Origin of the sequence: Streptomyces sp. A0592 (assembly GCF_004795115.1) — a bacterium.
GTDB classification, from domain to species: domain Bacteria; phylum Actinomycetota; class Actinomycetes; order Streptomycetales; family Streptomycetaceae; genus Streptomyces; species Streptomyces erythrochromogenes.
Genome location: NZ_SSBM01000003.1, coordinates 62890 through 80954, shown reverse-complemented (window position 1 = coordinate 80954; position 18065 = coordinate 62890). Strand labels below are relative to the sequence as shown.

Genomic DNA, 18065 nt, shown 5'->3' with positions numbered 1-18065 from the left:
CGAGGCCACCTGCGAGGAGGTCTGCCCTTGCGGGCGCACGCGCTGCGTCAGGCGTTGACGCAGGTGTTGCCGAACGCGGGGTTCAGCAGCCCGACGATGTTGACGCTGTTGCCGCAGACGTTGACCGGGATGTTGACCGGGATCTGGGCGACATTGCCGGACGCGACGCCCGGGGAGCCCGCGGCCGTGCCGCCGGCGACCGAGTCGGCCATGGCGGGGGAGGCGGCACCGGCGGCCATCAGAGCGCCGGCGGCCAGCACCACTGCCTTCTTGTACGTCATTTTCTTTTCGATCCTTCCCGCAGAGGCGTATCCGCTGCAGAATTGACAACGAGCAGACGAGGGAAAAGAAACCGCGCATTTTCGGCGATCGCCCGGAAATTCACCCCGATGCCCGGGAGAATTCGGACGGAGATCGGACGGTGATTTGCGCCGCCAATTCCGGGGTGGGGATCCGCCCGACATGCGGCGAGGCCGCCGCGACCCGAAGGTGCGACGGCCTCGCAGGCGCGGGGTGCGGTCAGCTGCCGGCCGAAGCGTTGCCGGAGAGGACCGGGATGTTGCTGAGGATGTGCGAGAGAGCCTCGTCGCCCTTGGCCTGGGTGGAGTTCTCGGTGCACTGCTGGTTCTGCGGGCTGGACAGGACCGGGATGTCCTGGACGCCGACGTTGACCAGGGCCAGCACGGACTGGACGTTGGCCTTCGCGGGGAGCGCGATGCAGGGCTTGTTGAAGGAGCCCTGGATGAGCGCCATCTGCGGGCTCATGTTGCCGTAGGTGGCCTGGTTGCCGTAGATCTGCGCGGAGTTGTTGCCGTTGACGGTGTTGATGCCGTTGTCGTTGCCGACCGCCATCGCCTGCGGGGCCATCGCGGCACCCATGCCCACGACCGAGGCGGCAACCGCGGCCGAGGCCATCATCTTCTTGATCATTGTCGTCCCTTTTTTGCAGGATTGCCCGGTAGTGGAGCACCCGGATCAACGGCCGCGACCCGGCGCGGGTTGCGAGGCTTCACCCGGATGCAGCCGTTTCGGGCGGCGCGATTGACGCTCAGGCGTTCACACAGGTGTTGCCGAACGCGGGGTTCAGTGCGCCGACCACGTTCACGGTCAGGGCGCAGACGTTCACGGGTACGTGGACCGGGATCTGGCCCAGGTTGCCGCTCGCCACACCGGGGGAGCCGGCGGCGAGCCCCTCGGCCGTGGCGCCGCCGCCGTGTGCGGAGGCGAGGCCCGCGCCGCCCATCAGCACGGCGACACCCGCGGCGGCGATGGTGGTGCCGCGCACCAGCCTCTTCTTCATCTGCGTATTTCCTTTCGGTTCGAACAATGGTGCTCCTCATAACGACCCGCCCGTTGCGAGGGTGCGTGCTATCGCCCAAAAGGCCGTACGAGCGAGTCCGACGTGATTTCCAGCCCGATTTCTGACAAAGTTCACTCCTGTTTTGTCCCCTTGATCGAAAATGGAGACAGGGTCATGGGTTCCTCCGGCAGAATCCTCGGCGCACTCGGCGTGCTGTCCTGCCTCGCACTTTCCGTGAACGCTCCCGCGGCGGCCGCAGCGGCGCCCGCGCCCAAGGAGCTGCCCCGAGTCCCGTTCACCCAGCGTTACCAGGCCGTGCAGCACGGCGGGCTGGTCCGCGCCTCCAACTCGGGCATCAGCTGCCGCAAGGAGGAGTCCCCGCAGGCGGAGCCGTGCGCCGAGGTCAAGCGGGGCGCGGCCGGGGTCAACAGCGAGTTCGAGATGTTCTACAGCGAGGTCGACAAGGACCCGGACACCTACAACTCCACCCGGGCCGAGCTCAAGGTCCCCCAGGGCGCGAAGGTCTCGTACGCCCGGCTCTACTGGGGCGGGAACCTGCGGGTGGGCGAGCAGAAGCCGCCGCAGGACAACGGCCGGGTGCTGGTCGCCGAGCCGGGCGGGGCGTACAAGGAGGTCCTCGCCGACACGGTGATGGGCCACCGCACGGACGCGGGCAGCGACGCCTACCAGGCCTCCGCGGACGTGACCCCGCTGGTGCGCAAGGGCGGCGCCGGGATGTGGACGGTCTCCCAGCTGAACATCGCCATGGGCCATTCCGAGGTCGGCGCCTGGGGCGGCTGGACGCTCGTCGTCGCCTACGAGCACCCGCAGGAGCCGCTGCGCCGGATCTCCCTGTGGGACGGCTTCGAGTCGCTCGCCGCCCGGGCCGGCGACGGAACGGTCGAGATCGAGGGAGTGGACGCGCCCGCGGGCTCGGCGGGCCGGGCCGGCGTGGTCGCGTACGACGGCGACCGGGGCACCCTCGGGGACTCACTCACCGTGACGGCCGACAGCGGCCGCCGGGTGAGCCTCAGTGACGGCGAGAACCCTTTCAACGACGTCATGAATTCCACGATCACGGAATTCGGCGGCCAATCTTTCGTGCGACAGCCAGATCATATGAATAATCTCGGATATGACGCGGACGTGTTCGACCTGAGTCCCGCCCTGTCCGGTGGTGCCCGCAGCCTGAACTTCAGGTTCACGGGTGAAAGTCAGGGTTATTTCCTCGGTGTGCTCTTCGTTCAGACAGACGCGCGCCGCTGAACGCAGGAGACCACTCCACGTGCCCACGCACTCCCGGGCGGCACAGCCCACGACCGTCCTCCACCTCGTACAGCCCGTCGACGGCGGTGTGGCCAGGGTCGTCACCGACCTCGTCCGCGCCCAGACCGCGCAGGGCATCCGCGCCGTCGTCGGCTGCCCGCCCGGCGGCACGCTCGGCGACGCGGCCCGGTCCGCCGGGGCCGAGGTGTTCACCTGGCGGGCCGGCCGTTCCCCCGGCCCGGGGCTGCCCGCCGAAGTGGCCGGCGCCCGCAGGCTGCTGCGCCGGGTCCGGCCCGACCTGCTGCACGCACACAGCGCCAAGGCCGGACTGGCCGGACGGCTCGCCGCACGCGGAACACTGCCCACCGTCTTCCAGCCCCACGCCTGGTCCTTCGACGCCGTCGGCGGAGCCACCGCCGCGCTCGCCCTGCGCTGGGAGAGGTACGGCGCCCGCTGGGCCGACCGGGTGCTCTGCGTCAGCGAGGCCGAACGCCGCGCGGGCGAGAGCGAGGGCATCACCGCCCACTGGACGGTGATCCGCAACGGCGTGGACCTCGACCACTTCCGGCCCGGCGCACCGGACCCCGGCCAGGACCGGGCCGAGTCCCGCGCCGCACTGCCGCTGCCGCCCTCCTTCCCGGCCGACGGGCCGCTCGCCGTCTGCGTCGGCCGGATCTGCGCCCAGAAGGGCCAGGACCTCCTGCTGGAGGCCTGGCCCGAGGTGCTCGCGACCGTCCCCACGGCCCGCCTCGCCCTCGTCGGCGACGGACCCGACACCGAACGGCTGCGGCGCACCGCGGCGCTGTCCGGCACCGCCGTGCACTTCGCGGGCGCCGCAGCCGACATCCGACCGTGGCTTCGGGCCGCCGATCTCGTTGTACTGCCGTCGCGGTGGGAAGGCATGGCGCTCGCCCCGCTCGAAGCCATGGCCTGCGGTCGGCCGGTCCTGGTCTCCGACGTCAGCGGTGCCCGGGAGAGCCTGCCGCCCGGCCAGGGACGCCTGTGCCTGGTGCCGCCGGAGGACCCGACGGCACTGGCCAAGGCCCTGGGACGGCTGCTCGCCGAGCCGCGGCTCCTCGCCGAACTGGGGGAGCAGGCCCGGCAGCACGCCCGGACCGACTTCGACGTGCGGCGGACCACGGACGCGGTCAGCGGCCTGTACCACGAACTGCTGGGCAGGCCCCGGCCCTTGAACCAGGAGCGCATCAGCCGATGACGATGGACAGCGCACCCGCCCGGCACTCCGGGCAGGGCGGCACAGGGCCCGGCGGCAGCGCCTTCGCGCCCGCGCCCCACGCAGCAGCCCGCCGTTCCGCGACCGCCATCCACCCGCCGCGCGGACCCCGGGTCGACCGGGCCCGGTCCGCCGTACGCCCGCAGCGCGTCCGCCGCCGCAGCCGGGTGCTCCCCCTGCTCACCGCCGACGCCCTGGCCGCCGTACTCACCGCGGCCACCCTGCCCGGACCGGCGCTGCCCGTCCTGGCGGCGGCGCCGGCAGCCGCCGCGCTGCCCGCCCTGCTCGTCGCCCTGCACGCGCAGGCGGGCCTGTACCGGCCGCGCCTCGCCCCCTCCGCCCTCCTCGAACTGCCCGCCCTGGTGGGGCGCTCCGCCGTCCTGTGGTGCGCGGCCGCCGCCGTCGCGGCCGCCTTCGATCCCGGGCGCGCCATGGGCTGGACCGCGCTGCTCACCGCCGTGTGCCTGCAGGCCGTACTGGTCTGCGCGGGCCGCGGCGTCGTCAACCAGCTGCACCGCCGCGCCGCCGTACGCCGGCCCGCCTCCGCCCTCGTGGTCGGACCCGGCGCCGGGGCGAGCGCGGTGGCCGCCGCCCTGCACGGCCGCCCCGAGTTCGGCCTGCGCCCGGTCGGACTCGCAGACACCGCGGCCCCCGGAGACGGGGACACCGGGACCCTCCCGCTCCTGTCCACCCACGAGGACATCCGGCGCGCGGTCATCCAGAACACCGTCCGGCACGCGGTGTTCACCCGTCCGCCCGAGGCCGACGAGCGCACCGCCTCCCTGGTCAGGCTCTTCCACGACCACGGCTGCCGGCTGTGGCTCGCGGACCCGGCCGGCACCGCCAAGGTCACCGGCATGCGGTCGGCCCACCCCGCCGACCAGCTGTGGGGGTACGCCGTTCAGCCGCTGCTGCCGCGCCCCGCCCGGCCGCTGGAGCGCTGGGCCAAGCGCGCCATCGACTCCGTGCTCGCCCTGGTCGCCCTGGTGGGCGCCGCGCCCGTGATGCTGCTCTGCGCGGCGGCCGTACGCCTCTGGGACGGGCCCGGGGTGATCTTCCGTCAGGAGCGGGTCGGCCTGTACGGGCGCCCCTTCACCCTCCTGAAGTTCCGTACGCTGCGTGCCGACGCGCACGAGGCCGCCACCCGCTGGACGGTCGCGGGCGACCGCGGCATGAGCCCGGTCGGCTCCTTCCTGCGCAAGTCCTCCCTCGATGAGCTGCCCCAGCTGTGGAACGTCGTACGGGGCGACATGAGCCTGGTCGGGCCCCGCCCCGAACGGCCCTTCTTCGTCGCGAAGTTCTCCACCGTGCACCCCGGCTACGAGGCCCGCCACCGGATGCCCGTCGGGATCACCGGCCTCGCCCAGATCAACGGCCTGCGCGGGGACACCTCCATCGAGGACCGGGCCCGTTTCGACAACCACTACATCGACACCTGGTCGCTGTGGCAGGACCTGTGGATCCTCGCCCGCACCGCGGCCTCCTTCTTCCGCTTCCGGCTGGGGGGCAGCTGATGAGCCTCGCCGCCCCCGGACACTGGGCCCGGCCGGACGCGGCGGGCATGCTGCGCCGGCACTGGCCGCTGCTGCCGCTCGCCGCGACCGTGCTGTTCCTGCTCGCCCCGCTGCCGGCCGGGGACGCGACCGCATCCGGCAAGGTGGGCCCGGCCGACGCCGCCTCGCTGCTGCTGGTCCTCGTCTGCGCCGTGCAGGCGCTGCGCGGCCGGGTGCGGGCGCTGACCCCACTCGGCGTCCTCGTCCTCGGCGCGCCGGCCGTCGGCCTCGCGGTCGCGACGGTGACCGCGGGGGACCCGTACGCGGCCCTGCCGGGCTTCGTCCGCTACCTCCAGGTCTTCGTGCTGGTCCCGGCGGCCGTGGTGCTGCTGGTGCGCGACGCGCGGGAGTTCCGGATCGCGGCCGGCTGCTTCGTGGTCCTGGCGCTGGTGCAGGGCGCGGTCGGGGTCGTGCAGTACGCGACCCACACCGGCGCCTCCTACCAGGGCGAGGACATCCGGGCCGTGGGCACCTTCGGCCCCGGCGACGTGATGGGCATGGCCACGGTCGTCGCCTACGGGCTGATCGTCGCGACCGCGGCCGCGCTCGCCCCCGGACTGCCGACGCGCCTGCGCCGCATCGCCGCGGGCTGCGCGCTGGTGCTCGTCCTGCCGCTGGTCCTCTCCTTCAGCCGCGGCGCCTGGATCGCCACCCTCGGCGCGGCCCTGCTGGTGATGGCGCTGGCCGGGATCCGGCGGGCGCTCACGGTGCTCGCCGCGCTGGCCGCGGCCGGGGTGGTCCTGGTGGGCGGGCTCGGCGTCGGCTCCGAGATGGTCGCCGAGCGGCTGAACTCCATCACCCAGGTCTCCAGTGCCCCCGACCAGTCGGTGACCGACCGCTACACGATGTGGGCCGCCGCCGAGTCGATGTGGCGCGAGCGGCCGGCGGCGGGCGTGGGACTCAAGGGCTTTCCCGCCCACCGCGACGGCCACTCCTCGCTCGGGCTCTCCTCCGGCAGCGACACCGCCGGCGCGGGCCAGGCGTACATCCGCCAGCCGCTGCTCTCCCCGCACAACATGTACCTGCTGATCCTGAGCGAGCAGGGACTGATCGGGCTGGTCGCGCTGGCGGGCGGCTGGGCGGCCCTGCTGGTCGCCGGACTGCGGCGGCTCGCCTCCGGCGCGGGGGCGCGCATGCGGGACTGCGGGCTGGTCGCGACCGGGCTGTTCGTCTGGCAGCTGACCGACTTCCTCTACGCGGACATCGGCGGCCCGTCCACCGTCCTGACCGGCGTGATCGTCGGCCTGGCGGCCTGGTGGGCGCTTCCCTCCCCGGGTGGTGCGGATCCGCTGCGCGGGCGTGGCGTCGCCTCGGGCACCGTTTCCGGCCCGGCGGCTGTCCGGGGGAGGGCGTCCGGAAGCACCGGCACCGGCATCGGCGCGGGCATCGGGACACGGGGCCCGGTCCCCGAGAGTTCGAGCGGCCGGTGACGGGCACCACGCCCTGGCGGCCCGCCCCCGGCCCTCAGGCCGGGGCGGGCCCCACCCGCGTCCCGGGTTCCGCAGGGTACGCAGCGAATGCGTCCGCGGCCGAGGCGCGCGGCGGTGGTCCGGGCCCGGCGGCCCCCGGTCGGCCGGGCCACGACGGCCACCGGGCGACACCCCACCCGGCGGCGCCGGTACCGGCGGACCCGGGATTCGTCGCCGGGGGTCTGCCGGGCGGCGGGCCCGCCGTGCGGGAACCGCGGTTCGGCTCCGCGGGATTTCCGGGCGGGGCCCCGGCCGATCGCGGCGTGCGGGTGGCGGCGCGTGTCGCGAGCGGCGCCGCCGACGCGCCCGGAGCCCCGCCATCGGCCGGCGGCCGGCCGGGCTCCGAGGCCGCCGCGCCCGCCGTGTCCGCCGTCGGCGGGGTGCGGCGCGGGGATGCGGCCGCCGCGCCCGGCGGGGTGCGGCCCGGGGCCGCCCGGCGCCGCGTCGCGGCATCCGTACGGTCCGCCCCCGACGGGAGCCGGTTCGACGGCGAGCGTCGCGGGCAGGAGTCCGCCGTGTCCGCCACCCCCGACGGAAGCCGGTTCCGGCGTGCCCGCCGCCGCGGCGAGCCCGGCGAGCCCGCCGGACCGGGCGGGAGCAGGCCGGCCGAGCCCGCGGCGGGCGCTCCGCTCGGGCGGTTCCTGGCCAAGGCCGCCGCCGTGACCGCCGGGCTCACCGCCGCCGGGGCCCTGTTCGGGCTGGTGCGCGACCAGACCATCGCGCACCTCTTCGGCGCCGGGCACGACAGCGACGCCTTCCTCATCGCCTGGACCGTCCCGGAGATGGCCTCGACGCTGCTGATCGAGGACGCCATGGCGCTGCTGATGGTCCCCGCCTTCAGCCACGCCCTGGCCCGGCGGGCCGCCAGCCGGGCCGGGCTGACCCGCAGGGAGGCCCGCGCGCAGGACCCCGTGAGGATGCTGGTCGGGGCGACCCTGCCGCGGCTCGTCGTGCTCCTGGCCGCCGTCGCCGCCGTCCTCGTCGTCGCCGCGCCGGCCGTCGTGGCCGTGCTCGCGCCCGGCCTGCCCGACCCCGCACTGGCCGTCGAGTGCACCCGGCTGACCGCGCTGACCGTGCTTTCCTTCGGAGTCGCCGGCTACTTCAGCGCCGCCCTGCGCGCGCACCGCTCCTTCCTGCCGCCCGCCGCGATCTACGTCTCGTACAACATCGGCATCATCGGCACGATGGTGGCCCTCCACACCCTCTGGGGCGTGCGGGCCGCCGCCGCGGGCGTCGCCGTCGGCGGACTGCTGATGGCGCTCGTCCAACTCCCCGCCTTCATCAGGAACGTGGGATTCGGCCCGCCCCGGGCCAAACGCGCCGCCGCCCCGCGCAGCCAGCGCGACCGCGACCGCCCCACCCTCATCGCCTTCGGGGTCATCGCCCCCGTCATCCTGTTCGCCGTCTTCCGCCAGTCACAGGTGCTCGTCGAGCGGTTCCTGGCCGCCTCGCTCCCGTCCGGGGCGATCTCCCACCTCAACTACGCGCAGAAGGTCGCGCAGATGCCGATGGTGCTGTCGCTGATGATCTGCACCGTCACCTTCCCCGTCGTCGCCCAGGCCATGGCCGGCGGCGAGCGGGACAAGGCCCGCCGACGGGTGGAGCGGGACCTGGCACTGGCCTCGCTCGCCGTCCTGATGGGCACCGCGCTCGTCATCGGCTACGCCCCCCAGATCATCCAGGTCCTCTTCGAACGGGGCGCCTTCACCCACCAGGACACCCTCGCCACCGCCTCCGTCATGCGGGTCTACGGACTCGGACTGCTCGGCCACTGCCTCGTCGGGGCACTGTCCCGGCCCTTCTTCTCGACCGCCCGGCCCACCTGGTTCCCGGCGCTCGCGATGGGTGCCGGACTGCTCGTCAACATCGTGGCCGGAGCCTTCGCCGTCCGCTGGTGGGGCACCTACGGGATCGCCGCCGCCAACGCCGCCGGCATCTCCACCGCCGCCGCCCTGCTGCTCACCGGCCTCGGCCCGCGGATCATCGCCATCCACGTCCGCCGGGTCTCCGTCAGCATCGGACGGCTCGCGGTGGCCGCCGTCGCCGCCTGCGCCACCGGCTGGATCGCCGGGCCGATGATCCCCGATCCGCTGCTCAGCGCCGCACTCGGCTGCCTGCTCGTCCCGGCCATGTTCGGCGCCACCGGCATGGCCATACGCGCCCTCGAAGTCACCGCCCTGCCCGGTCAGATCTCCCAGTTCACGCAGAGGTTCCGCAATGCCCGCTGACACCGACACGGCGCCCGCCGCCGCGGTGGTCCCCGCCCGCCGGACCGCCTCGCCGTGGGTCCTGATGTACCACTCGGTCGCCGAGTTCACCGACCCCGCCGAGGACCCGTACGGCATCACCGTCACCCCCCTCGCCCTGGACGCGCAGCTGCTGTGGCTGCGCTCCCGGGGCCTGCGCGGGGTGTCGGTCGGCGAACTGCTGCGGGCCCGGGCGGCCGGACGCGGAGCCGGGCTCGTCGGCCTGACCTTCGACGACGGCTACACCGACTTCCTGACCCACGCGCTGCCGCTGCTCCAGCGCCACGGCTGCACCGCGACCCTCTTCGTGCTGCCCGGCCGGCTCGGCGTGGACAACGTGTGGGACCCGCTGGGACCGCGCAAGTCCCTGCTCACCGCCGAGGGAATCCGCGAAGTCGCCGCCGCCGGGCAGGAGATCGGCTCGCACGGCCTCCTCCACCAGGACCTCACCGCCACCCCCGACGACGTGCTCCAGCAGGAACTGCGGGGCAGCCGCGACCTGTTGCGCGAGCTGACCGGGACCCTGCCCGAGGGCTTCTGCTACCCGTACGGGCACCTCGACGCCCGGGTCGTCGACGCGACGCGGGCGGCCGGCTACGGCTACGCCTGCGCCATCGACCCCGGGCGGCTCGCCGGCCCGCACGCCCTGCCGCGCACGCACGTCAGCCAGGCCGACGGCGGCACCCGGCTGCGGGTCAAGCAGGTGCGCCACCGGGTCGGGGAGCTGCGGCGGGCGGTGTACCGGTGAAGCAGATCGAGGCCGTCAAGGCCCTGCACATCATCACCGGCCTCGGCGTCGGCGGCGCCGAGCAGCAACTGCGGCTGCTGCTGCGGCACATGCCCATGCGGTGCGACGTGCTGACGCTGACCAATCCCGGGCCGGTGGCCGAGGGGCTGCGCGCCGACGGCGTACGGGTCGTGCACCTGGGGATGCGCGGCAACCGGGACCTGGGGGCGCTGCCCCGGCTCGTGCGGTTCATCCGGCGCGGCCAGTACGACCTCGTCCACACGCACCTGTACCGGGCCTGCGTGTACGGGCGCCTCGCGGCCCGCCTCGCGGGCACCGGGGCGACCGTCGCCACCGAGCACTCCCTCGGCGAGGGCGAGATCGAGGGCCGGCCCCTCACGGGCGGGGTCCGCGCGCTGTACCTGGCCAGCGAGCGGCTCGGCGCGGCGACGGTGGCCGTGTCGGACACCGTCGCCGCCCGGCTGGAGGGCTGGGGGGTGCCGGCCGCGCGGGTCCACGTCGTGCCCAACGGCATCGAGGCCGTCCGCTTCCGTTTCGACGAGGGCGTCCGCCGGGCCACCCGGGCCCGCACCGGACTGCCCGAGCGGGCCTTCGTGGTCGGCGGGGTCGGGCGGCTGGTCCCGGGCAAGCGGTTCGACGTGCTGGTGCGGGCCGTGGCCGCGCTGCCGGGCGCACACCTGCTGCTGGCCGGTGACGGCCCGGAGCGGGCGGGGCTGCGCTGGCTGGCCGCCGAGCTCGGCGCGCAGAGCCGGATCCACCTGCTGGGCGAGCGGGACCCGCTGGGGGACAGCGCGGACGGCCGCACCCCGGGCATCCCGGCCCTGCTGGCCGCCATGGACGTCTTCGTCTCGCCGTCGCGGGAGGAGGCCTTCGGGCTCGCGGTCGTCGAGGCCCTGGCCGCCGGACTTCCGGTCCTGCACGTGACCTGCCCGGCCATCGACGACCTGCCCGCCGCCGAGGCCCCGGGGGCGCGCCGTATCGGCACCGGCACGGAGGAACTCGTCGCGGCGCTGCGCGGCCACATGGAGGCGGGTGCGCGCCGGCTGCCCCCGCCGCCCGTCGTGCGCCGCTACGACATCGCCGGCAGCGCGCGCCGGCTGCTGGACGTGTACGACCTCGCCCTCTCGGCCGCGCCGGGACCGCGGGTGCCGGGCCCCCTCACGGATCCGGGCGCGGACCCGGCCGGGGCTCCGGCCCCGGACCCCGCGGCGCGACCGGCGGCGGGGCTGACCGTGCCCGGGCCCGGCTCCCCCCGGCAGACGCCGGGCGCCCGTGGCTGATCCCCACCCCCGAAGGGGTCCCGGCCGGGACCCGAAGGAACCCACCTCCCTCCAGGAAGCGAGCACGACCATGGCCGACACCGCCGCGAAGAAGTCAGAGAAGCCGGAGAACCCCGAGAGGAAGCAGGAGCGCAAGGCCGACCACCGCTCCGGGAAGAGGCCCAGGCGGCGGCTCGGCCGGCCCCCCGTGTGGTGGCCGCTGCCCGCCTGCGCCGTGCTGGGGCTGGCCGCCGGCGGCGCGTACGGGGTGCTCAAGGCCCCCGAGTACGCCGCCACCAGCTATGTCGTCGCCGTTCCCGACGACACCACCGAGCCCGCCACCGCCCTCGGCTTCGCGCAGGCCTACGCCCGTATCGCCACCAGCAGTTCCACCCTCGCCTACGCGCAGCCCCGCGCGGGCATCACCGCGCGGGAGCTGCGCACGCAGGTGCGGGCCGAGACCTCGCCCGAGTCTCCGATGATCGCCATCACCGGCACCTCCAAGAGCCCCGCCGAGGCCGCCGACATCGCCAACGCCGTCGCCGACGCCCTCTCGCTGAGCAGCAACCAGGCCGCCAAGAACACCGGCGTCCAGCTCCTCCTCTTCAACCAAGCCGTGGCCCCCACCGACCCCGCCTCCCCGTCCGCCGCCATCAGCGGTGCCGTGGGGCTGTGCGCCGGCGGGCTGCTGGGCGGCCTGTGGCTGCTCGCCCGGCCCGGCCGCGCCCGACGCCCCGAGGAGGGCATTGCCGCGCCCGCGGCCGGACCGGTGGCCGAGCCGGTCGCGGAGCACGTCGCCGAGGAGTACGCCACTCTCCCCGCCCAGGGTGAGCCGGCCTCGGCCAAGGAGAAGGAGTCCGTGCGATGAGTTCGGGCTCCGCCGGGGCCCTGTCGGTGACGCTGTGCCGAGACCCCCGGCAGTTCGCCGCGCTGGAAGAGCCGTGGAACCGGCTCGTCCGCGCCTGTCCCACCGCCACCCCCTTCCAGAGCCACGCCTGGCTGCACTCCTGGTGGCTGTCGTACGGGAAGGACGGCCGGCTGCGGATCGTCCTCGTCCGGCGCGGCGGGGAACTGGTCGGCGCGGCCGCCCTGATGCTCGTGCACCGGCCGATTCCGCTGCTGGTGCCCCTCGGCGGCCCGATCACCGACTACTTCGACGTGCTCGTGGCCGCGGAGCACGCCGCCCAGGTCGTCCCGGCGCTGGCCCACGGTCTGCACCGGGCCGCCCGCAGTGCGGTGGTCGACCTGCGGGAGGTCCGTCCCGGGGCCGCCGCCGAGGAGCTGTTCAGGCAGTGGCCCGGGACCGGCAGCAGGCTGGCCGACTCCACGTGCATGGAGCTGCCGACCCTGCCGTTCGACGACCTGGTCAAGCGGATGCCGGCCTCCGGCGCCCAGCGGGTCCGGGCGAAGCTGCGCAAGACCGACGCGGCCGGGATCGAGGAGCACGAGGCCACCGAACAGGAAGTGCCGCGCGCGGTACGGAACCTGCTGCGGCTGCACGAGAAGCAGTGGCGCGGCCGCGGCGTGACCCCGGAGCACCTGCGCCCCCGCTTCGCCGAGCACCTCACCCGGGCCACCCGCCGGATGGTGCGGGCGGGGGAGGGCAGGCTGACGGAGTTCCGGCTGGACGGGAAGGTGGTGGCGGCCAACGTCACCCTGCTGTCGGCGGGACTCAGCGGCGGCTACCTCTACGGGGCGGACCCGGACCTGCGGGCGCGCAAGGTGGACGTGGCGACGCTGCTGCTGCGCCACGAGGCGCGGCGGGCGCTGGCGGAGGGCCGGCCGGTGGTGAGCTTCCTGCGGGGCAACGAGCCGTACAAGAACCACTGGCGTCCCCAGGCGGTCGTCAACCAGCGTTTCCTGCTGGCCACGAGCGCGCTCGCGCCCCTGCTGCGGCTGCACGAGTCGCAGGTGACGGGGCGCGAGCGGGCGGTCGACGCGCTGCGCGAGGCGCTGCCGGCCGCCAGGGACTGGCGGGCGCGGCTCAACGAACTGCGGGTGCGATGACCCGTCTAGAAGGGCCAGAAGCCGAAGTCGTCGCCCAGGTCGATCTTGATGCAGACCGACTGCTTGCCGACGAGCTCGGACAGCCACCCGCCGAAGTTGATCGGTACGCACCACTGCCTGCTGTTGAGGGGCGGCTGCTGCGGCTGCGGCAGGGGCTGGGTCGGAGTGGGCGTGGGCGTGGGCTTCGGCACGACCGGGCCCGGCGTGACGGGCGCCGTTGCCACGGGCGAGGGAGTCACGGGCGAGGGCTTCGGCACTTCGGGGCTGGGGGTGACGGGCTCGGGGACCTCGGGGCTCGGGCCGACGGGCGTCGGCACGAGCGGGCTCGGGGCCGCCGGAGTCGGCACCTCGGGGCTCGGCGCCGCCGGGCTCGGCACGACCGGACTCGGTTCCACCGGCGCGGGCTCGGTGACCTGCGGGGTCGGGACCTGGGGCGTGGGGACCTGCGGGGTCGGGACTTCCGGCGTCGGGACCTGAGGGGTGGGGACCTGCGGGGTCGGGACTTCCGGCGTCGGGACCTGAGGGGTGGGGACCTGCGGGGTCGGGACTTCCGGCGTCGGGACCTGCGGCGTGGGCACGGCCGGACTCGGCGCGACCGGGGTCGGCACCACGGGGGTCGGCACCACGGGCGTGGGCACGACCGGCGTCGGGACCACAGGGCCGGGCACCTCGGGCGTCAGCGCGTCCCGGAACACCTTCGCGGACTCCGGGTTCTGCTTGCACTGCCACACGCCGTGCGGACAGTAGTCGGTGATGGTGTGGTAGAGCGGCTTGTGCTGCGCGATCCACTGCAGCATGCGCCGCACGTACTCCGGGTTGTCGCCGCGCCGGAACAGGCCCCACTCCGGGTACGAGATCGCTTTGCGGCGTGCCCGTGCGAAGTCGACGTGCTTCTGGAGCCCGTACGGCTGGGAGATCTGGTCGTCGAAGTCCTCCCCGGGACCCTGGTCGTACGAGTCCATCCCGATGATGTCGACGTAGTCGTCGCCCGGGTAGCACTTCGTCCATCCGATCGCGTCCGTACCCCGGTTCGGGGCGAAGTCGAACTTGAACTTCTGGCCGGGCACGGCGCGCATCACGGTGACGATGCGCCGCCAGTACAGCTTCCAGTTCGCCGGATCGGGGCGGCAGCGGTGGGTGTAGGTGATGCCGTTCATCTCCCAGCCGAGCACGATCACGGTGTCCGGCACGCCCAGCGACACCAGCCGCTCGGCGAGCCTGCGGAAGTGCTCGTCGTACTCGCCCTGCGCGCCCGCCCGGATCAGCCGGGCCACCTGCTGGTCGGGCACCCGTGCTTCGTTGCGCGCCTGCATGGGCACGTTGAGGACGAACATCCGGTCGTCGTCCGCCAGGCGCCACCGCGCCCAGTCCTCCAGGAAGGAGACCCGGCCCTCGATGCCCGCCCACTGGTCGCCCGGGAGATAGGTGTGGCCGACCCGGATCTGCCTCCCGCCGAGCCAGCGCGAGAGGTGCGGGATACGGGCCACCCCGTCGGGCCCGTAGTCGAGATAGGCGCCCATGGCGGCGCCGGAGTCCTCGGTCCGGTGCTCGTCCGGCGTCGCGAGGGCGGCCCCGGTGGCGAGCAGTCCGGCCGTGACCGTACCGATGCAGGTGCTCGCCAGTCGGCGGCGTGGTGTGGGCATGGCGTCTCCCGAGCTTTCCTGAATCGGTGTGCTTGCCAAAGACGTTAGGCATCAGATCTGACGAATGGCCTGTTCGGTGACTGCCGCGTAGGCCATTAGCAGCTGCACACCACCCCCGCTTGGTCCGACTAGGTGAAAGACACCGTTGCCATGCACGCGTTCGCCAACCATGTGCCCGCCGTTGTGCTCAGACTCGACCGCAATCCGTTCCACCACGGAACCCTCGGCGCCGTCAGATCCCTTGGCCGCAAGGGCGTGGAGGTCCATGCCGTCGTCGAGGCCGGGGGAGGTCCCATGGGGCGTTCGCGGTACCTGCGCGCTGTGCATCCCGGGCCCGTCGGCGGGCTGGACCCGGAGGCGCCCGAGGCACTGCTGGAGTGCCTGACCGGGGTGTCGGAGCTGATCGGCCGCCCGGCCGTGCTCATCGCGATGGACGACCTGAGCGCCATCGCCGTGTCGCGGGTCGCCCCAGTGCTCCGCGAGCGATTCCGGATCCCCCATCAGCCCGACAACCTGCCCGCCCGGGTGGCGGACAAGGCCGAGCTGTCGCGCCTGTGCGCGCGGTGGGACGTGCCGCATCCGGAGACCGTGGTCCCGGCGAGCGGGGCCGAGGCGGCGGAGGCGGCCTGGCGGTTGGGCCTGCCGGTGGTGGCCAAGTGGAGCCGTCCCTGGCTGCTCCCCTCCGAGGCGGACGGGCTGCGCAGCACCACGCTCGTGCACACCGCGGCCGAGGCGCGCCGGCTGTACGAGCGCTCCGCGGAGGCGGGGAGCCGGCTGCTGCTCCAGCGGTTCCTTCCGGCAGGTCCGGACACCGACTGGTTCTTCCACGGCGCCTTCACCCGCGGCGGGCATCCGCTGCTCGCCGGATCGGGCCGCAAGGAGCTGTCCTGGCCGGTGCGCACGGGGCTGACGGCGGTGGGGCGGTGGCTGCCGGACCCGGCGGTGGAGGAGGCGGCGCTGCGGCTCGCCGAACGCCTCGGCTACCAGGGGATCCTGGACCTGGACTTCCGCCGGGACGAGCGCGGGGTCTTCCGGCTGGTGGACTTCAACCCCCGCCCGGGCGCACAGTTCAGGCTGTTCACGGACACGGCCGGACTGGACGTGGTGCAGGCGATGTACCTGGATCTGACGGGCCAACGGGTCCCGCGGCCCTCGGGCGGCGCGGGTCGCGTCTTCGTCGCGGAGAACTACGCGCTGCTGGCGGCGGTCCGGGGCCGTTCGCTGCCGCGCCGCAGCCGGGCGGCGGACCCCGCGCCCCCGAAGCCGGGACCGGCCGCGGAGCGGGGGCAGGTCGCCGAGCGGGGGCAGGTCGCCGAGCGGGCGCAGGTCGAGGCGGCCTGGTTCGCGTCGGACGACCTCCGGCCGTTCCTGGCCATGCTCGCGGCGTTCCTGGGGCGCGGCGCGGCCAAGGGCGTCCGGGTCCTGCGGGGCGTGCCGGCGCAGGGCCGCCGCACCGCGCGCGCGGTCGTCCGTACGCCCCGGCAGCGCGGGCGGGAGCAGCCGGGCGTGACCACTCCCGGGGCGGTCTCCCGCCCCGTCCCGCCGGAGGCCTCGGCCGAGCCGGACGAACTGGTGACCCGTTGACCGGGTCCGGACCGGCGGTCGGGGCCGGGCAGGTGACCAAGGTGCTGGAGGAGCGGTCGTGACGCGGATCGACGATCTCGTGGTGATCGGCGCGGGCCCGTACGGGTTGTCGATCGCCGCCCACGCGGCCGGCGCGGGTCTCGGCGTACGGGTGCTGGGGCGGCCCATGGCCTCGTGGCGCGACCACATGCCCGAGGGCATGTATCTGAAGTCGGAGCCGTGGTCCTCCAACCTGTCCGCGCCGGACGGGCGGCACACCCTGGCCGAGTACTGCGCCTCCCTCGGCACCGTGGCGGAACACGGCACTCCGCTGCCGATCGGCACGTTCAGTGCGTACGGGATGTGGTTCGCCCGGCACGCCGGGCCGCAGGTGGAGGAGGTGACCGTCACGGAGGTGACCCCCGAGGGCGACGGCTTCCGCGTCCGCACCGCCGAGGGACCGCCCCTGCTCGCCCGCACGGTCGCCGTCGCGGTCGGGGTGATGCCCTTCACCCGGCACCCCGAGGCGCTGGCCGGCCTCCCGCCCGCCCACTACTCGCACAGCAGCGGCCACCGGGACCTTTCCGGCTTCGCCGGCCGCGAGGTCGCCGTGCTCGGCGCGGGGCAGGCGGCCCTGGAGACCGCCGCCCTGCTGGCCGAGCAGGGTGCGCGGCCGTGTCTGGTGGCCCGGCGGTCCCGGCTGAACTGGAACACCGTCCCGCAGCCGCTGAGCAGGCCCGCGCTGCGCGCCCTGCGCGAGCCGCACAGCGGCCTCGGCACGGGCTGGCGCAGCTGGGCGTGGTCGGAGCTGCCCTGGGCGGTGCGCCGGCTGCCCGCGCACACCCGGGAGCGGATCGCGGCGACCGCGCTGGGCCCGGCCGGCGCCTGGTGGCTGCGGGACCGCTTCGAGCGGCGCGTGCCGGCGCTGCTCGGGCACCGGCTGCACCGGGCGGTGGTGGCGGGGGACCGGACACGGCTCGGGCTGACCACGCCCGCGGGCGAATCGGTGGTCCTGGAGGTCGCCCACGTCATCGCGGCCACCGGCTTCGTTCCGGACCTGGCCCGGCTGGGAATGCTCGACGCGGGGCTGCGCGCCGCGCTGACGACCGTGGGCGGCGGCAGCGCCCCGGAACTGGACCCCGGCTTCGAGTCCTCGTGGCCCGGACTGTTCTTCGCGGGGCTGCTGGCGGCTCCCTCATTCGGCCCTTCCATGCGATTCGTGCACGGCGCGGGCTTCACGGCGGGGAGACTGGTGAGAGGAGTCCGCAAGCGCCTCGGTGCCCGGGGTCCGCGGCCGGGCTCCCCCGGTGTCGCCCGGCTCGTCCGGGCTGCTTCCCCCGGGCCGGCCCCGGGGGTACCCCCGGGGCATCCGAAGACGTACCTGCGGTGAGATCCGCAGTGAGAAGGGGTCCGTGATGAGCACGGAGCGAGCGCAGGGCCGCGGCTGGGTACGCATTCCCGCCAGCCGCGGCGAACAGTCCGCCACGGGCATGACCGCCGGGCACGACCGGTCCGCGTACCCGGGGCCGTACGGGGGCCCGCACCAGGGACCGTACGCGGGCCCGCACCCGGGTCCGTACGCGACGGCCGCCGCCACGGACCAGGCCACGATCTACCTCTCCGTCGTCAAGCGCTGGCGGGAAGCCGGGCGCACCCTTCCGGGGCATCCCGACGAGGAGTGGGAGCGGCTGATCTCCCAGCCCTGCTGGCCCGGCCGATAGGGGGTGCGGACGGTGGCAGCGGCGGAGCGCGACGGACCCGGGCCGGCCCGGCGGAC

Annotated in this window: 16 protein-coding genes; 12 read left to right on the top strand and 4 right to left on the bottom strand. The window is 74.7% G+C overall.

Translation table 11 applies throughout. The annotated features are described in order from the left end of the window. Nucleotides 1-47 precede the first annotated feature (47 nt). The 3 genes from E6U81_RS05795 to E6U81_RS05785 form a co-directional block, all read right to left on the bottom strand. Entirely contained in the window at nt 48-281 is a 234-nt protein-coding gene (locus E6U81_RS05795) for a chaplin (RefSeq protein ID WP_136229005.1), read from the bottom strand. A gap of 238 nt (nt 282-519) precedes the next feature. Continuing rightward, complete coding sequence (locus E6U81_RS05790) at nt 520-930, bottom strand: rodlin (RefSeq protein ID WP_030031071.1); 411 nt, start codon at nt 928-930, stop codon at nt 520-522. Nucleotides 931-1048: 118 nt separating this feature from the next. Continuing rightward, nucleotides 1049-1300, bottom strand: a complete 252-nt coding sequence (locus E6U81_RS05785) for a chaplin (protein ID WP_136229004.1) — start codon at nt 1298-1300, stop codon at nt 1049-1051. A 174-nt stretch (nt 1301-1474) separates the two neighbouring features. Between E6U81_RS05785 and E6U81_RS05780 the strand changes: the two genes are divergently transcribed. The 9 genes from E6U81_RS05780 to E6U81_RS05740 all read left to right on the top strand — a co-directional run bounded on the left by E6U81_RS05780 (nt 1475) and on the right by E6U81_RS05740 (nt 13082). Next, complete coding sequence (locus E6U81_RS05780) at nt 1475-2566, top strand: DUF3344 domain-containing protein (RefSeq protein ID WP_136229003.1); 1092 nt, start codon at nt 1475-1477, stop codon at nt 2564-2566. A gap of 19 nt (nt 2567-2585) precedes the next feature. Next, nucleotides 2586-3782 carry a glycosyltransferase gene (locus E6U81_RS05775; RefSeq protein WP_136229002.1) on the top strand — a complete coding sequence of 399 codons (1197 nt, stop codon included), beginning with the start codon at nt 2586-2588 and terminating at the stop codon, nt 3780-3782. Then, nucleotides 3779-5314, top strand: a complete 1536-nt coding sequence (locus E6U81_RS05770) for a sugar transferase (RefSeq protein ID WP_206309852.1) — start codon at nt 3779-3781, stop codon at nt 5312-5314. The genes E6U81_RS05775 and E6U81_RS05770 overlap by 4 nt, the downstream gene beginning before the upstream one ends. Before the next feature lie 47 nt (nt 5315-5361). Next, entirely contained in the window at nt 5362-6783 is a 1422-nt protein-coding gene (locus tag E6U81_RS05765) for an O-antigen ligase family protein (protein ID WP_240803700.1), read from the top strand. A gap of 308 nt (nt 6784-7091) precedes the next feature. After that, nucleotides 7092-9050 carry a lipid II flippase MurJ gene (locus E6U81_RS05760; protein ID WP_240803668.1) on the top strand — a complete coding sequence of 653 codons (1959 nt, stop codon included), beginning with the start codon at nt 7092-7094 and terminating at the stop codon, nt 9048-9050. After that, complete coding sequence (locus E6U81_RS05755; RefSeq protein WP_136229001.1) at nt 9040-9816, top strand: polysaccharide deacetylase family protein; 777 nt, start codon at nt 9040-9042, stop codon at nt 9814-9816. Before E6U81_RS05760 ends, E6U81_RS05755 begins: the two co-directional genes overlap by 11 nt. Before the next feature lie 5 nt (nt 9817-9821). Next, entirely contained in the window at nt 9822-11096 is a 1275-nt protein-coding gene (locus tag E6U81_RS05750; protein ID WP_240803699.1) for a glycosyltransferase, read from the top strand. Nucleotides 11097-11166: 70 nt separating this feature from the next. After that, nucleotides 11167-11943: a lipopolysaccharide biosynthesis protein gene (locus E6U81_RS05745; RefSeq protein WP_136229000.1), complete on the top strand. Its 777-nt coding sequence runs from the start codon at nt 11167-11169 to the stop codon at nt 11941-11943. Beyond that, nucleotides 11940-13082 carry a GNAT family N-acetyltransferase gene (locus E6U81_RS05740; protein ID WP_136228999.1) on the top strand — a complete coding sequence of 381 codons (1143 nt, stop codon included), beginning with the start codon at nt 11940-11942 and terminating at the stop codon, nt 13080-13082. The genes E6U81_RS05745 and E6U81_RS05740 overlap by 4 nt, the downstream gene beginning before the upstream one ends. 5 nt (nt 13083-13087) lie before the next feature. Here the strand turns inward: E6U81_RS05740 and E6U81_RS41650 are convergent, their stop codons facing one another. Beyond that, nucleotides 13088-14725, bottom strand: a complete 1638-nt coding sequence (locus E6U81_RS41650; RefSeq protein WP_136228998.1) for a glycosyl hydrolase — start codon at nt 14723-14725, stop codon at nt 13088-13090. 150 nt (nt 14726-14875) lie between these two features. Here E6U81_RS41650 and E6U81_RS05730 point away from each other — a divergent pair, with 150 nt between their 5' ends. The 3 genes from E6U81_RS05730 to E6U81_RS05720 all read left to right on the top strand — a co-directional run bounded on the left by E6U81_RS05730 (nt 14876) and on the right by E6U81_RS05720 (nt 18009). Beyond that, a complete protein-coding gene (locus E6U81_RS05730) occupies nt 14876-16309 on the top strand; it encodes an ATP-grasp domain-containing protein (RefSeq protein WP_136229296.1) in 1434 nt (477 codons plus the stop codon). Between the two features lie 67 nt (nt 16310-16376). Next, a complete protein-coding gene (locus E6U81_RS05725; protein ID WP_136229295.1) occupies nt 16377-17678 on the top strand; it encodes an NAD(P)-binding domain-containing protein in 1302 nt (433 codons plus the stop codon). A gap of 25 nt (nt 17679-17703) precedes the next feature. After that, a complete protein-coding gene (locus tag E6U81_RS05720; RefSeq protein ID WP_240803667.1) occupies nt 17704-18009 on the top strand; it encodes a hypothetical protein in 306 nt (101 codons plus the stop codon). Nucleotides 18010-18065 lie beyond the last annotated feature (56 nt).

Bases quoted from the DNA above. Each gene is read 5' to 3' on its own strand.
- E6U81_RS05795 (WP_136229005.1), bottom strand. From the start codon at position 281: ATGACGTACAAGAAGGCAGTGGTGCTGGCCGCCGGCGCTCTGATGGCC.
- E6U81_RS05790 (WP_030031071.1), bottom strand. From the start codon at position 930: ATGATCAAGAAGATGATGGCCTCGGCCGCGGTTGCCGCCTCGGTCGTG.
- E6U81_RS05785 (WP_136229004.1), bottom strand. From the start codon at position 1,300: ATGAAGAAGAGGCTGGTGCGCGGCACCACCATCGCCGCCGCGGGTGTC.
- E6U81_RS05780 (WP_136229003.1), top strand. From the start codon at position 1,475: ATGGGTTCCTCCGGCAGAATCCTCGGCGCACTCGGCGTGCTGTCCTGC.
- E6U81_RS05770 (WP_206309852.1), top strand. From the start codon at position 3,779: ATGACGATGGACAGCGCACCCGCCCGGCACTCCGGGCAGGGCGGCACA.
- E6U81_RS05765 (WP_240803700.1), top strand. From the start codon at position 5,362: ATGCTGCGCCGGCACTGGCCGCTGCTGCCGCTCGCCGCGACCGTGCTG.
- E6U81_RS05755 (WP_136229001.1), top strand. From the start codon at position 9,040: ATGCCCGCTGACACCGACACGGCGCCCGCCGCCGCGGTGGTCCCCGCC.
- E6U81_RS05745 (WP_136229000.1), top strand. From the start codon at position 11,167: ATGGCCGACACCGCCGCGAAGAAGTCAGAGAAGCCGGAGAACCCCGAG.
- E6U81_RS05740 (WP_136228999.1), top strand. From the start codon at position 11,940: ATGAGTTCGGGCTCCGCCGGGGCCCTGTCGGTGACGCTGTGCCGAGAC.
- E6U81_RS41650 (WP_136228998.1), bottom strand. From the start codon at position 14,725: ATGCCCACACCACGCCGCCGACTGGCGAGCACCTGCATCGGTACGGTC.
- E6U81_RS05730 (WP_136229296.1), top strand. From the start codon at position 14,876: ATGCACGCGTTCGCCAACCATGTGCCCGCCGTTGTGCTCAGACTCGAC.
- E6U81_RS05720 (WP_240803667.1), top strand. From the start codon at position 17,704: ATGAGCACGGAGCGAGCGCAGGGCCGCGGCTGGGTACGCATTCCCGCC.